This is a genomic window from Mucilaginibacter sp. Bleaf8 (genome assembly GCF_018390515.1).
GTDB lineage: Bacteria > Bacteroidota > Bacteroidia > Sphingobacteriales > Sphingobacteriaceae > Mucilaginibacter.
Map to the genome: position 1 here is coordinate 1,233,476 of NZ_JAHBBK010000001.1, position 15,304 is coordinate 1,248,779.

Annotated in this window: 15 protein-coding genes; 4 read left to right on the forward strand and 11 right to left on the reverse strand. The window is 42.3% G+C overall.

The window, feature by feature from the left end; translation table 11 throughout:
* Positions 1–2 precede the first annotated feature (2 nt).
* From kaiB to KHS38_RS05380, 3 genes are read left to right on the forward strand one after another with little or no spacing between them, the layout of a single operon-like run.
* Complete coding sequence (gene kaiB, locus KHS38_RS05370; protein WP_213487473.1) at positions 3–287, forward strand: circadian clock protein KaiB; 285 nt, start codon at positions 3–5, stop codon at positions 285–287.
* Positions 288–304: 17 nt separating this feature from the next.
* Complete coding sequence (locus tag KHS38_RS05375; protein WP_249665288.1) at positions 305–625, forward strand: circadian clock KaiB family protein; 321 nt, start codon at positions 305–307, stop codon at positions 623–625.
* Positions 626–639: 14 nt separating this feature from the next.
* Complete coding sequence (locus tag KHS38_RS05380) at positions 640–2,358, forward strand: ATP-binding protein (RefSeq protein WP_213487474.1); 1,719 nt, start codon at positions 640–642, stop codon at positions 2,356–2,358.
* Positions 2,359–3,096: 738 nt separating this feature from the next.
* On the opposite strand, the gene KHS38_RS05385 is transcribed toward KHS38_RS05380, so the two are convergent.
* Positions 3,097–3,636 carry an NAD(P)H-dependent oxidoreductase gene (locus KHS38_RS05385; protein WP_213487475.1) on the reverse strand — a complete coding sequence of 180 codons (540 nt, stop codon included), beginning with the start codon at positions 3,634–3,636 and terminating at the stop codon, positions 3,097–3,099.
* Positions 3,637–3,782: 146 nt separating this feature from the next.
* On the reverse strand, positions 3,783–4,787 hold the full coding sequence (locus KHS38_RS05390) for a saccharopine dehydrogenase family protein (RefSeq protein WP_213487476.1): 1,005 nt from the start codon (positions 4,785–4,787) through the stop codon (positions 3,783–3,785).
* Positions 4,788–4,892: 105 nt separating this feature from the next.
* Here KHS38_RS05390 and KHS38_RS05395 point away from each other — a divergent pair, with 105 nt between their 5' ends.
* Positions 4,893–5,459 (forward strand): TetR/AcrR family transcriptional regulator, encoded by a 567-nt coding sequence (locus KHS38_RS05395; protein WP_213487477.1) that lies wholly within the window; start codon positions 4,893–4,895, stop codon positions 5,457–5,459.
* Positions 5,460–5,762: 303 nt separating this feature from the next.
* On the opposite strand, the gene KHS38_RS05400 is transcribed toward KHS38_RS05395, so the two are convergent.
* From KHS38_RS05400 to KHS38_RS05440, 9 genes are all read right to left on the reverse strand, one after another.
* Positions 5,763–7,592 carry an ABC transporter ATP-binding protein gene (locus KHS38_RS05400; RefSeq protein ID WP_249665289.1) on the reverse strand — a complete coding sequence of 610 codons (1,830 nt, stop codon included), beginning with the start codon at positions 7,590–7,592 and terminating at the stop codon, positions 5,763–5,765.
* A 355-nt stretch (positions 7,593–7,947) separates the two neighbouring features.
* Positions 7,948–8,115: a hypothetical protein gene (locus tag KHS38_RS05405; RefSeq protein WP_213487478.1), complete on the reverse strand. Its 168-nt coding sequence runs from the start codon at positions 8,113–8,115 to the stop codon at positions 7,948–7,950.
* 138 nt (positions 8,116–8,253) lie between these two features.
* Positions 8,254–9,183 carry a methionyl-tRNA formyltransferase gene (locus tag KHS38_RS05410; protein WP_213487479.1) on the reverse strand — a complete coding sequence of 310 codons (930 nt, stop codon included), beginning with the start codon at positions 9,181–9,183 and terminating at the stop codon, positions 8,254–8,256.
* A gap of 42 nt (positions 9,184–9,225) precedes the next feature.
* On the reverse strand, positions 9,226–9,762 hold the full coding sequence (locus KHS38_RS05415; protein ID WP_213487480.1) for a phage tail protein: 537 nt from the start codon (positions 9,760–9,762) through the stop codon (positions 9,226–9,228).
* A gap of 25 nt (positions 9,763–9,787) precedes the next feature.
* Positions 9,788–10,336, reverse strand: coding sequence for a phage tail protein (locus KHS38_RS05420; RefSeq protein WP_213487481.1), 549 nt, complete (start codon positions 10,334–10,336; stop codon positions 9,788–9,790).
* A 38-nt stretch (positions 10,337–10,374) separates the two neighbouring features.
* Complete coding sequence (locus KHS38_RS05425; protein WP_213487482.1) at positions 10,375–10,941, reverse strand: phage tail protein; 567 nt, start codon at positions 10,939–10,941, stop codon at positions 10,375–10,377.
* Positions 10,942–11,277: 336 nt separating this feature from the next.
* On the reverse strand, positions 11,278–13,059 hold the full coding sequence (locus KHS38_RS05430; protein ID WP_213487483.1) for a hypothetical protein: 1,782 nt from the start codon (positions 13,057–13,059) through the stop codon (positions 11,278–11,280).
* Positions 13,060–13,067: 8 nt separating this feature from the next.
* Complete coding sequence (locus KHS38_RS05435; RefSeq protein WP_213487484.1) at positions 13,068–14,012, reverse strand: NAD-dependent epimerase/dehydratase family protein; 945 nt, start codon at positions 14,010–14,012, stop codon at positions 13,068–13,070.
* A 33-nt stretch (positions 14,013–14,045) separates the two neighbouring features.
* Positions 14,046–15,236 carry a glycosyltransferase gene (locus KHS38_RS05440; RefSeq protein WP_213487485.1) on the reverse strand — a complete coding sequence of 397 codons (1,191 nt, stop codon included), beginning with the start codon at positions 15,234–15,236 and terminating at the stop codon, positions 14,046–14,048.
* Positions 15,237–15,304 lie beyond the last annotated feature (68 nt).

Sequence of the window (15,304 nt, forward strand, 5' to 3'; positions counted from 1 at the left end):
TAGTGGAAGAAGAACAATATGAATTACGGTTATACGTAGCCGGAAAAACACAAAAGTCGGTTACTGCCTTACACAACCTTAAAACGTATTGTGAGGAGCACTTACTTGGGAAATATACTTTAGAAGTAATCGATTTGCTGGAACATCCGCAACTGGCCGAAGGCGATCAGATTTTAGCTATTCCTACCCTGGTTAAAAAAGTTCCTGATCCTGTCCGCAAAATCATCGGCGACTTATCGAACAAAGAAAAAGTATTGGTTGGACTGGATATCCGGACCAAATCATAAGCCTTTAAGCAAACGGAATGAGTGCAGAAGAAAATACAATGTCTGATTGGGACATGCAGCAAGATTCGGTGTATGCACTTAGATTGTTTGTGGCAGGAACGTCAAGAGTATCGGTGCGGGCAATCACCAATTTAAAAGAAGTTTTGGAACAACACCTTAAAGGGCGCTATGAGTTGGAAATTGTCGACATACATCAGCAGCCCGAAATGGCCCGTGAAGAAAACATCACGGCAGTGCCCACGTTGATCAAAAGACTTCCGGTGCCGAAAAGACTTTTAGTGGGCGACATGTCAGACAAACAACGGGTAATGAAAGGGCTCGGATTAATAAATTTTTAACTGCTTTGGAAAACGTGCCTTCATATAATGATCTTTTGGCAGAAATCAGCACTCTTAAGTCAGCACTTAAAGAGACAGGCAGCCGGTTAGAAGAAACTGAATACCGGCTGGAGGAAGCCAATGATGTAATTGAAGCTATCCGCTCCGGCGAAATTGATGCGTTGGTGGTAAAAGCCCCTAATGGTCACCAATTATATACGCTAAAAAGCTCTGATCATGCCTATCGTATCTTCATTGAGCAAATGACCATCGGTGCAGTTACCTTGAACAGGGCCGGAGAGATTTTATACTGCAACTCACAGTTTGCAACAACCGCCGGTTTATCACTTGAAAAAGTTTCGGGCAGACACTTTTCCGAGTTTTTCGCTCCGGATAACCAGAATAGTTGCGCTGACTTAATGGACCGTGCATGGAAAGACAAATGCAAGGCAGAGCTACTGCTTTTGAGTGCTGGCGGACAAGAAATACCTGTGTTACTATCTATGCAGACGCTTGACCTGGAAGAAGGACTTGCCATGAGCGTCATCGTCACTGATTTAAGTTTGCAAAAAGAACAGCAGCAACTTTTGCAGGAAAAAAACAGCGCACTGGAGCAGGCACAACACATGACCGAGGAGTTAAATGCCAATCTGGAACGGACAGTACAGGAACGTACGCGGGAACTATATGCCAACCAGGAACGATTGAGCCGTATTTTGGAAACCATGGCAGAAGGTGTTGGCATCATTGATACAAAAGGGCAATTAACCTATGCCAATCCCATGGCGCAGAAAATTTTGGGGTTAGAACAAAGCGAAATCAAGGAACGCACCTATGACGACCCGAAATGGCAAAACCTGCGCATCGACGGCTCTGCTTTACCGGATGACGAGCATCCGATGGCCATTATGATGAAGACGGGACAGCCCGTGTACGATCATGAAATAGCCGTGCAGCCTACAACCGGTGACCGTTTTTATATATCTATCAATGCTGCGCCAATCCGGGATGAACAGGGTGAGATTATTGCGGGTATCGGCACCTTTATGGATGTAACCAACAGGCGTAAAGCAATGCAGCAGAAAGATGAGTTCATTAGTGTTGCCAGTCATGAATTGCGTACTCCAATCACCAGTTTAAAGGCATCGCTGCAGTTATTAGAACGGATGAAAGATAGTCCGTCATCAGCTATGTTACCGCGTCTTATCGAACAATCGAACAAAAGCTTAAACAAGGTAAGCGTTCTGGTAAATGACCTGCTCAATGCAACCAAATTAACAGAGGGTCAGGTATCATTAAAGAAGGATAAATTCCGCTTGAGTGACCTTTTAGAAAATTGCTGTCACCACATCCGGATGGACGGTAATTACGAAATTCTCTGTCAGGGCGACAATTCATTGATTGTAGAAGCCGACAGGGATAAAATAGACCAGGTACTGGACAATCTTGTTAACAACGCAGTTAAATATGCTCCGGCGTCAAAGCATATCAGCATCCAATATTACAAAGATGGTGATATGGTAAAAGTTTCAGTCGCTGACAAAGGACCTGGCATTCCGCCAGAGAAATTGCCCCACCTTTTTGAGCGTTATTACCGTGTAGACAGCGGCGGCCATCAGTATTCCGGCCTGGGCCTGGGGCTGTACATCTGTTCAGAAATAATCAAGCGCCATGGCGGGCAGATAGGCGTGCACAGTGCAGCAGGAAATGGAACCACGTTTTGGTTCACGTTACCCCTGTCCGTGACCTTTTGAATTTCATAACACGATTTCTGCTCTCCTAGTTCAAAACTCTCGCAATGAATAAAAGTATCCTACTCGCTTTTACAGGTATAAGTCTATGTATAAGAACATATGCACAGCCAACATCACCCGCCTTAAAAACGACACTTCAAAAGTCCTATGAAGGCAGATATTTAAATACACATAAGGCTTTAAAAACTGCGGGATGAATATCCTTAGGGACGGGGATTCCATTGTTTTGCCTCGGTTTTGCTGCAGGAATTGGTAATATAGAAATGGAAATAAGGGTGCAGAAAGAACAACCAGATGGATGATAACAACCGGAGCTGCACTTACCTTGGCAAGCATTCCGTGCTTTGTTCTATCACACCACTTTAACAATAAGGCGGCCGCCTTATTGTTAAGTAACCAACCCGTTATTATTCCATTATAGAATGGTTATACATCAAGTATATAACCAGCGCTTTGCTTAAGATTTCCGCTTTAAGCGTGCAGCATTCCAGCCAACCTTGGGTATCGACTTAAGATGAGTTGTTAATAAAGGTACTAAGTGCTTTACCGGCATGATGCCGTTGAATAATTATTTTCATTGAAATACTCTATTCTGCTTTCAATAGCGCGTATGATATGTTTCCAAGTAACATTTTCCTTTGAAGGTTATCCTATATATGCACTGTAGTTTCAAGCGCTTTTCAGTATTCTGTGCCGCTGTATTTAATGATATTAGGACATGCCAGTGCTTAAATAAAACTATAAAGATGCAAGGTAATCCAGGTACTGCTGAGCACTTTTGTCAATACGTTCCGTTGTGGCTTGCAATTCCGTTCCATAAAAGATAAATGGCGGGCGGTAGTCTGCTCTTACATAATCAAAAGTCAGCTCAAAGGGAGCCAGCAAATGCTCCATCGTGTACTTGTACCTGCCGGTTGGTTGATAACCATCCTTATCGATTCCTGTACTGATAGCGAGTGCAATTTTTTTGCCACTCAATTTATAACCACTGTTCGCCCCGAAAGCCCAACCGTAAATTAATACTTCGTCAAGCCATTGTTTAAGCAATGGAGGGCAATTAAACCAGAAAAAAGGAAACTGAAAGACGATATTATCAAACTTTTCTAAAAGTTGCTGCTCACTTTTAACATCGATTTTACCGTTCGGATAAGCGGCGTACAGATCGTGAACCACATATGTTTCAGGAAATTTCCTGAGTTCATCGATCCACCGTTTGTTTACAACAGAATGAGCAAGGTTGGGATGGATAATAATAATTAATGTTTTTAAAGGTATCATGTGTATTCTGAATTTTATAAATTATCATGGATAATCTGACGGAAGCATCAGTCATTCTAAACCACGTCGCAGAGCTAAGATTTGCTTTAATAATGGTATAGCTTTAATTGAGCTGAGCACCGGGAATGCGTCAACCTAATCAATCACTACCCGATATATTCGATGATATTGATTCCAAACTCCTTTAAACGGCTCACAACATCGTCGGTCGATATAATGGTTTCAGGAAGGTATAAGCCTCCTTTTTGTGGAGTCGGTTGACCGCTAAGACCAAATATGGCTTCAGTTATTAAAAATACACCAACAGCAGTCAAATGAGAATTTCCTTTTGGGCCAGATACTATTGTGCGCAGCTTTGTTGCTTCACCAGATAATAACACCCCTTCCATATCAATGTACAAATCATGTGAAGCTTCCAAACCCTGACCGCTTCCAATTGATTTCCCTATAGCAAAATCAAACCGAATATTGGCAGCACTGGTAAATGCAGCAATGCTTGGCACATCAAGGGTACTCATCGGATAACCCATCACCGATGTATGATCATGTAAATGGATTTCCCTTGCATTTTCTTTTGCGTCGACAAAATGCCATTTACCATCCTCATGAAGTAATGCCCGCCCAACAAAACCATTTACCTGACTTGCTACCAGTGGTCCTATAGGATCTCGCTCGTCATATAATCCAGCAGTTTCAATCCGTGTAATATGGCTGAATTTACGTGCAAGTTGTTTTGCAACAAGGGTTAATATTCCGGCCTGCCAATGGCCTGCAAATACAACTGGAGCTAACACTGTCTTATGCAAGCCAAGAAATGCTGTAGGAGAAACTTCATCAGCAATTTCGGTAACAGTAATACAGGCAATTCCATTTATAATAGCAGTTTCTCTTAGAACATTACCGTGATCCTCCATTGCCGTTATGATAAGATCAATCTTCCCATAATCGCTTAAATTGAACCCTTCATCCAAATTAACGTAGGCGGTTTCTGCATTATTTAACTCTTTAGCTAAATCTTCCCCATTTTGAGGATTTCTACCGGCCAGAATAAGTCTTATAGCAGTATGCTTTTTGCTGATTAGTCGTGCAATGTTACTTCCTACAAGTCCATATCCGCCAACAATTATAATACGCCTGTCCTGTAATTCCATAATATAATGTTTAAGTATTTGCATTAGGTCGTCTGACCTAATGCAAATATAGGTCAATTGACCTAAAACACAATACTTAATATTTTTATTTTACTTTTACCTAAAATGGACAAGAAAGAGGAGCGATTAAAGCATATTTTACAAGCAACTATCTCTATACTTAGTAAAGAAGGAGCTGAAAATCTTTCTATGAGGAAAGTAGCCAAAGTGGCAAACTTGACTTTAAGTAATCTTCAATATTACTATAGAGATAAAGACCTGTTGTTAATCGCGACGGTAAAATATTATTTTGAAAGCTGCAAGGAAGAAGTAACCCATGCCATCAATCTTTTAACAGCTGAAAGCACACCGTCTACAGAAGTTTTTTTAGTGAAGTTGTTAAATATGCTATTGATAGAGGGCAAGTCCAGCGATCAAATTTTGATGTTTCAAGAAATATGGACCTTAGCAGCAAGGAACAAAGAACTGGAAAAGGCAGTAGAAACCTATTATAAAACCTACTGCTTATGGTTAATAGATCTTATTTCTATGTTTTCTAAGGAACCAGAGGCAATCGTAAGCTTGCTTGTCCCATTTGTAGAAGGTTACACCATTGTTAATAATGTTGTTCCACTAAATAAAGAAAGCATAATTCAGATGATAGTAAAACTTATTTTAAGCATGGGGAAATAAATTAGGCATTGACAGATTTATAGGTTTAATGATTATTTATTAAAAGGAAGTCTGCGTTTAGGCATCCGAAAACTCGACTTTTCAATCAGCTAGCAATTAGCAAACAATCAACATGAGGTTGTCATTACCCATTGAACAGGTGAGAACGAGAAGGAGTATTTCTTATTTCAAGGTTTTTTATAGCGCATTACTTACAAAATAACACCCCAAACTGGTACTTACGGATTTACAAAGAAGCTGACCTAAACAAAGCCTACGCTGTCTCCTCACACATTAAACCAAACTTTAATAGACCATACCTTGCTATTGATATCCCATTGCCTGTAAATTAAACAGCTCTGCGTAGCGTCCACCGGAGGCAAGCAGCTCGGCATGGCTTCCTACTTCAAGGGCCTCCCCTTTTTCCAGCACCAATATCCGGTCCGCCATCCGTACCGTTGAAAACCGGTGAGAAATCAGTACGGCAGTACGGCCCCTGGTAAGCTCTGTAAAACGCTCAAAAACCTCGTACTCTGCCCGGGCATCCAATGCCGAGGTTGGCTCATCTAAAATAACCAGCTGTGCCTGGCGCATATAAGCCCGCGCAATGGCTACCTTTTGCCATTCCCCGCCGGATAGCTCTACGCCGCCCGCAAACCGTTTACCCAGCATCTGATGATAACCATTTGGCAAACGACTAACCAGCTGATCGGCCAGGCTTAGTTGTGCTGATGAACGGATCAGTGTATCGTTTTCCATCTCGTCAATATTTCCGGCAGCGATATTCTGTGAAAAGGTCATCTGGTAGCGAAGGAAATCCTGAAAAATTACGCCAACATTCTTCCGCAGGTCGTACAAATCATATTCTTTAAGGTCATGCCCGTCTAACAAAATTCGCCCCTCTGCAGGATCGTAGAGGCGTGCTAACAGCTTCACTAAGGTAGTTTTGCCGGCGCCATTTTCACCAACTAAAGCCAGCTTCTCTCCGGCGTGTAAGGTAAAGTTAAGATAACGATTGGCCCAGCGTTCGCTATTCTGGTAACGGAAACCAACGTTTTCAAACACAAATCCGGTGACAATAGGATTCGGGAACGGTAAGGGATTGTCTGCGCTTTGAATTCGTGGTTTGATATGGAAGAAGTCATAAAAATCTTTCAAGTAAACAGCACTTTGTGAAACGGTAGAAAACCGGGTAAGTACGCTCTCCATCGAGGCCCGCAACTGGCGGAAAGATCCTATTAAAAAGATCAACTGACCTAACGATATCTTTCCCTGAACGATTTGTATAATAACGAACACATACGCACCAAAATAGCCTAAGCTGGCTAAAAGTGCAAAGAACGATCCCCATATGGTGCGTTGCACCGAAATGCGGCGGTTATCGTCATAAAACTGCTTGGAAAGCTTTTTGAAACGTTCTGTAATGAAACCGGCAAGTCCAAAAATCTTGATCTCCTTTGCCGTCTCGTCACTGGCACCGAGATAACGCAGGTAATCCAGCTCTCTCCGTTCGGGGGTTTGTTTGCGGCTTAGCGAGTACGTTTTATCGTTAAAATAAGACTCGCCTAAAAAAGCGGGTATAATACATACGGCTAAAAGTAAAATAACCCATGCATTGAAAATAAGCAGCCCGGATATCAGTAAACCGGTGGTAATGATGTCCTGAATTTGGCTCATCACTTGTGCAAGCAGCATCGTCCGGCCAACGGTTTGTTGACGAGCCCGTTCTAACTTATCATAAAATTGTGCGTCCTCAAACTGCTCAAGATCCAGCGTTGCTGCATGAGCCATTATTTTAATAGAAGAATAGTTGGAGAAAGTATCGCCAAGTAACCCCTCGGTAAGCGTAATTACCCGGGTAAGCACATCAGATAACACGGCCAGGATAAACTCAAAACCGATGAGTTTCCAAAGATTGTTATCAACCCTTCCACCTGGGGTGTGACCAAGCGCTACCACCTGATCAATCACCAGTTTTCCAACATACAATAATAGAAAGGGAAAGACCGCTTTAATGAGGCGAAGTATAACACTTACCACCATTAGTACCGGGCTGGATGCCCAAACCAAGCGAAAAAATTCGGGCAGATAGCGCAATGCGTTTAAACGCTCGCGGATAGATAACTGTTTGGCAGCGTTGTTGGGCTTTTTCAATATTATGGATAAAACGTTATCTGCAAAGATAAATTTTCCAATTAAGAGGTTGTCAGTAGGAAGGCATTTTCCTAACCCAACAACAAATCATCTGATTTGATTGAGAGAGATGATCATGGTCAGCAATGAAACTATTTTGCAGATAGCAGGAGCGCTTGATTATGAACGCTAGAAAATATTGCATGCAAATAGCCCAGGCACTTTACATTCTGTAGCAAAGTAAAACAACAGGATTCCCTGTTGCTAATAACATCTACCTGCAGCCACAACAAGAATCAGGCATCTTATTAAAGATGGTAATTCAGGCTAATGCAACTTATTAGCGCTTGCTGCATGAATAACAGTAAGCCTTACTTTAGCTGGCGTAATATTGATAAGAAAGACGATCTTCAATAGGATCGAAGTTAGCCTCCTGATTAGAGAGCTCAAAACCCGACTGGATACTGATTAATTCAACTACAGGCTTTTTCCAGGCTTTTTTTGAACCAGACTCTTTGTTTTCTTGTATGTTATTATCTTTCATCTTTTTAGGTTTTGCCTTTATAGTGGTCTGTAAAAAAGGCTATTACAAATAAAAAAAATATTTCTGTATTTTCAAAATAAACACTGATAATGATCAGTTTGTTTAAAAAGTGGTTTGTTAACTACTACTATATGTTACTTAGACACCCAGACGCTGACCTTCCGTTAACCCGAACGTACTTGCATGGCGGCCGGGTACAAAAGCACCATTTATATTTAACATATTAATGCTTAAAAGGTGCTGGTCGGCACAGATTACCTCTAATTCATTTTGATGGCTGATGATAGTACCGGGCGGTTGCTGATTGAGCTGGATTGATAAACTCTTCTCTCCTGAAACCACATCAAGTATTTTAATTTCCTGCCCGTTGAGTAAGGTGATCGCTCCTTTATTCCAGGGATTACAGGCCAGTACAAGGTTCACAATTGCTTCTGCATTCATATTATCCCAATTAATCAATACATCAGCCAATGTTGGCCGCTTATAGTAGGTTGCGTTCTTGGCAACTTGCTTTATTGCTGGTAACTGTTTTTTTTGAATGGCATGTTGTATGAGGTATACAGCCCCCTCTACAACCACTTGCGATAATACCATATTAACAACGCCAAAGCTCATATAGTTTTCGCGCTGTACAGACTTACTCCATACCACATCGCCGGCATCAAATCTATCGTTTATACGGTGGATTGTAGCGGTTAGTTGCGCTTCACCATTTTTGATTTGCCAAAATAGAGGATTAGGGCCCCGATAAGCAGGCAATGGCCCGAAATGCACGTTGTAGATGTGATTCCGGAGAACAGCATCGATCTGCTCAATACGAATCAGATGCGTAAACCCCATAACGAAAACTATGTCGGGCTTGGTTTCTTCGAGCCAAAAGTACAGGTAATCAGGCTCACCTTGTTGAAAAGGCATTCTGGCCTGCTGGCAAAAATGGCCGATGGCCTGCAAGTCCGACTGATCGCCAATACAGGCATCTGCAAAAACAGACGCCTGTATACGATTGTGCATCAGTGCCTGTAAAAGCGGCATGCAAAAAGCCGCATTGCTGACAATCCCAATCTTCATATATAACAAATCATCTTTCGATATGACACAGCATGTGAGTTATTACTGAAAGTTTGGATAGATGCCACTTGTACAAATAATATAATTGATAGTTAGATAGGGCATACGGTTTTCGTGAGGCTGGTTCCCGCCAGCATCAGAAAGTGTATCTGCCAACAACGGCTGTACTACCAAGTTGGGGGTAGCAGTTGGCAGGTAAAGATTAACTATTTTAGCATTTGTCGTGGGATCTACCGGGGCAGCCAAAAAATTATTTGTTACGGTGGATACCGTACCGTTCGCATTACTAACATTAAAAGAATGGTTATGCACTGGTAATTGCGCGGTGTTTAACGTTACCTGCTCCACACCGCCTTTATTGCCTAGTGGATAGGTACTACCTGTTTGGCTTACCACAACCCGGCCCCGTAAATCTGGTAAGCCAAAAGTTGTCTGCCCGTCACCCCCATAAGTTGTTCCCAACAAAGTGAACAGCGCATCATTTTCTGCAATAGATACTATAGAGCCGTTACAAAAAAGCCAACCTACGGGCGCATAATTTCCTGGAAATAATCTGATTTCTCCTAAATAAGGTTCCATAATGTTCTTTTTAAAGGTTGAATAATTAACTACGCTGTGGAAAATAACCAGTAATGGCAATACAAACGTTTAATACCTGATAAGGCATACGATTTTCATGTGGGGCGCTGCCACCTGATGTTGAAATAGTATTAGGTGTGAGTGTGGTGGAAGTACCTGTACCTAACTGATTCGTATAGGCATTCACTGCATAGATTGGTGAAGTTGGTGTGGTTGTAAAAACCCCAACCTCACTAAGATGATCATCCGTACCACCGAGTGACTGTGACCCAACAACCTCAGCAGCTTTCACAAGATGTGTGTGCACGGGCATCTGCTGCGTGTTAAGGCTAACGGTTTCCGAGCCACTAGTCTGACCAATCGGCATTGTCCCTGCTTGTGCACCAACTATCGCTTTGCCCTGATAATTAGGTAAGGCAAAGGTAGCTCTGCCGTCGCCGCCATAGGTAGTTCCTAAAAGAGCAAACAACGCTTGGTTTTGGTTAATCTGCATTAGTTGCCCATTACAAGGCGCCCATCCTCTAGGTATCTGGCCAAAACCAAAAACTCTTATTTCTCCAATATAAGCATCCATAATTTTTTGTTTAAAGTAAATTGATTTTATTACGAAGTTTACGGGCGTTGCGGGTAATCACCTACTAAAGCAATACAATAATTGGTTACTAAATAAGGCATCATATTGCTATGAGCTGCCTGACTACCACTAGCGCCTACCGCTGCAGGATTTAATGATGCTGTAGGGGTTGCTGTAGATGGAGCATAAGCCCGGCCAGGGGTTGGTGAGGCTGTAGCATTTGCCCTTGAACCTGCATTGGAAAGGTAAGTAGTATTTGACGGCTGGTTAATAACACTGCCTACACCTGTAACTGTTGCGCCGTTGAACGTATGCGTGTGTGCTGGCATTTGCGTACTATTCAATGTAACATTGGCTGCACCACCGGTATTACCTATACTGTAAACAGTACCGAATTGTGTTGACTGGCCGGAACTTACAGCTACTGAGCCTTGCAAGTTAGGCAAGCCGAAGGTGGTTACGCCGTCGCCGCCATAAGTAGTTCCTAAGATGGTAAACAATGCGGCGTTCTGCTGGATAGATAATAACTGGCCGTTGCATTGCATCCAGCCGTAAGGCGCAAAATTGAAGCCGAACGCCCTGATTTCTCCGATAAATGGTTCCATAAATTGGTTGGTTAGTATATAATAAATGAATAATTATTGGTTCAATTGAATGGCAAGGCTATACCGCTGCACGGAAAGACATAGATTTGCAGCCAATAGCTGAGTGAAGCAGCATAAGGAGGTCATAATTTGTAGATGGTTAGGTTATAAGGTTATGAACTGTAATTACGAAAAAAAAGTTCGTAATTACAAGCAATTCGAAAATTTTATTTTCTTTTTAAGAAACCCATGCAACCAAATAGGAGATTGAAATGTGATACTACTTCTAAAGCAATATCACACAGCCTATCAGTGCATTAACCCAAAAAAGAAATAAACTGCGGATGTAGGAAAATATTAATTGTAACTGAGCGACACAGAAAAACGCCCCAGTTGGATAGATTGTGCAGCCAGTAAATTCCGGAGTTCAGTTTCTTTAGCGCAATCAATGGTGTTGGTAGAAATGAGAACAATATCAGGCTTTACTTTTTCGCAAATAGCAAGCAGCACCTCACTGCCACCATATATTTTGTAGCCATACAAGGTCATATTGTGTTTAGTTTCATCATCGTCTATCCAACCTATCGGCCTGAGCTGATGCCGGTGATTTTGAAGCAATTCTTTGATGAGCAGGTAACCGCTATCACCTGCACCATAAATGAGCACACGTTTTTCATGCGTTCGGTTCCTGCTAATGGCTTCGTTCATCCAACGGTAAAAAAGCCTGGAAAACATAATACCGATAAAGGTTAGCAGAAAATCAATAAGAAAAAAATAGGGTTGATAAATATCAGCCTTCCCTTTAAGAAATAGAATAGTAGCCAGCACTACGGTTGCAAGTGCAGTAAACACAAAGTAACCCGCAATTTCAACCACTTCCATATAGCGCCACATACGGTAATAAAGGCGACTAATATAAAACAGAAAAATTTTGACAGTTATAAAGGTTGCCAGTACTACATAATTGTTCTGTTCCGAAACATGCACGGCATTCTTTGCTATCAAAAAAGCGCAATAAATAATCAGTATATCGGCAGATACGCCCATGATCAGCTTTTTGTGAAAAAGAAAGAAGCGCAATGTGATGGCATTCCCTTCTTTACGGCCGCGCAGCCGCAGGTACGATAGTTTCTCTTCCGATTCGTTATAAACTTTAACCCGGGAGAGTAGCATTGCGAATGCGACAGAAAATATGGCCAGCAAAATCACACATAGCAGAAGGTTATTTACCTGATTTTTGTACAGCAGTACACAGGATGCTCCCCATACCAAACAAATGGCATATAGTGTTAATACTGCCTTTTTTTCACTTAATCCCATGGCAACCAGGCGGTGCGATGTATGGTCGCGGCCACCCTGATCTATACGGCGACCTGCAGCAATCCGCTTGATGGTTACCAGCGTAGTATCCATTATCGGAATAGCCATAAGGCTGATTGGCACCAGCAATACTAATACAGCTGATGACGACCCCAGCCGGCCTTGTACCGAGATACTCAGAAAAGACAAGGAGAAACCTAAAAACAAACTACCGGAATCGCCCATAAAAATACGGGCAGGCTTAAAGTTGTAAACCAAAAACCCAGCGGTAGCCCCGGTAAGGGCAAAGGCTATGGCAGCCAGGCCGGTTAGTCCGTTAAGTGTGGCCAGTACCCCGCATATAAGAGATACAATTGCCGAAATACCGGCTGCAAGGCCGTCCATGTTATCCAGCAGGTTGATGGCATTAGTAATTCCTATCACCCATAAAAATGTTAAAGGAATGCCCGCCCAGCCCAGCAATCCGCCGCCAAATGTATAACCATGATAGATGAGCACAAATGAGGTTGCAATTTGTGCCAGAAGTTTCATAACAGGCTTCAACTCCATCAGGTCATCAACCAGCCCGGTTGCAAACATTACGGCAATTGCACCAAATAAGCTCCAGTGCATTTGATCAGCCGGAATTATGAGCAAAGACAGACAAAACGCTGCGAAGATGGCTATCCCTCCCATAAGGGCTGTTGGGTTTTTATGCCACCTGTCTGCACGGGGGTGTACTACCCATCCTTTGAACTTGGCCAGCTTGATAACCAGCGGTGTTGCTGCGATACATAAGATCAGCGAAATAACGCCGGTAATGATGGGTGTAAAAGACATGTAACCGATTATATAGTTTGCGGTGCCACTTTGTACTTGGTTTCCAATATTTTTTGTATGCCCTCTTCTATACTAACCAGCTCCCGTTGCAACACCTGCAACATTCTGGAATTATCTGGCTGCCTCCTAGTCATATCACCTTCTTTTAAGGGATCGAGATGGATGATAGTAGATGAAGAATCGGTTATTTGAATTACCTTCTTGGCCAAATCAAGCACACTCACTTCAACGGCATTACCTATATTAACCACTTCATTCAGGTACAGGGATTCCTCAAATATTTTTGCAGTAGTATCTATATTATCATCAATATAGCAGAATGTACGGGTTTGGAGCCCGTTGCCATAAATGGTGATATCCTGATTTTTCAATGCCAGATCAATAAACTTGGACACAACAAAATCAGTGCTTTGCTTAGGCCCGTAGGTATTAAAAAACCTGAAAATGGTAAAGTCCAGACCGTACTCTTTATGATAGGATTTAAAAAAAGCTTCACCAACATTTTTTACAATCGCATACGGCAACCTGGAATTAAGCGGCGTTGTTCGTTCGTTTTGCGGAAACTCTACCGGTTCCCCATAAACTTCGGACGAAGACGAGTAAAACACCCGCTTAACACCCGTGTTTTTTGACAAGTTAAGAATATTTTTAATACCCTCTATATCCTGCAATACGGATATGGGGCTGTTCAGTGTACGCTTTACCCCCACCAATGCGGCATAATGAAACACATAATCAAATCTGAATGCCAGCATTACGGCAGCCAGATCATCATAGTTATTGACGTCGCATTTAATGAAGGTAAAGTTGTCATATCCCTGAGGAAGATTATGCATACAACCGGTAATCAAGTTATCTGCTACAACCACATGATATATCTCGTTCTGCACCAGGTGGCACGCCAAAGCACCGGCCACATTTCCCGCTCCTCCGGTAATAAGGATCTTAATCATTCAAAGGTGTACTATGGTTTATGAATCAGTTCTTTAAGATAATAAGTATTTATACAATTCTTCCGTTTCTTTTACCAAACGCTGGTAAGCGTAATTTTGCAAAGCAAATTGTTTTCCGGCGTCTGCCATTTGTTGCAGGCGTTCCGGGTTTAGTATAAGCTTTTGAAGCTGCTGTGCATACATTTCAGCACTCAGATCAGATAGCATACCAGTAACTCCATCCTTCACCACATCTTTAACGCCGCCCACATCCGTACAAAGCACCCCCTTGCCCGAAGCCAGCGCTTCGATAATACTTACGGGAGTTCCTTCGTTTAAAGAAGTGAGCGCAATGATATCAGATCCGGCATTGATAACATCAATGTCCTTTCGCCAGGAAGTGAATATGATCTGAGCATCGTAATTCTGTTCATTGGGCATACAGTAGCTAAATCCCATGTTCCTCGCCATATCCGCAATCTCATCCAGCAACTCCCCATCTCCTACAATAAACACCTTGAACTTCACCAGCGGGTTTTCATCTCTAAAAATCTTTACCGCTTTTATTAACAAGGCGTGATTTTTTATAGCCGTAAGGCGACCTGTTATCGTAATCACGGCTTCATCGTCGGTTATACGATAATAGTTTCGAAAGGTTAATCGCTTTTGCTCATCTAGTTCAGCAAACTTTTCCAGGTCAAATCCAAGCCTGATAACGTGAACTTTACTTGCGGACGCAATGCCATACTTGTTCACCAGATCATCTTTCTGCTTCTCGCTGATTGCAACGATGGCATTGCTTAGCCCGCACAAATATCTTTCGATAGCCAGAAACACTTTGGTTTTAAAAGGCGAAAAATAACCGTCGAACACATTGCCATGATAGGTATGTACAATAGCCTTAGGCCGGTTAGCGGCATGGTAAGCAGCCAGGCGACCAAGTACCCCTGCTTTCGCGGCATGCGTATGTACAATATCGGGCTGATAATTACCGATTTCTTTACTGATATGGCGGTATGCCCTGGCATCATTAATGGGATTAATGCGCCGAAACATATCAGGAACATATTGAAAAGTAACGCCCAAATCTTTTAACATATATTCGGAACTACCTTCATGCGGCTCTTTTATACCGGCCAATAACTGCGTTTGATACGCCGCATTCATATACCTTGACAGGTAAGCGACATTATAGGTCGGTCCGCCGATATTTAAACGGTTAAGTATTCTGAGAACTTTAGGCATTAATAATTGGTGGTTCGTAATGACTTGGATTTGAACGGCAGCATTTACAACCGGCACCAAGGCTTAAC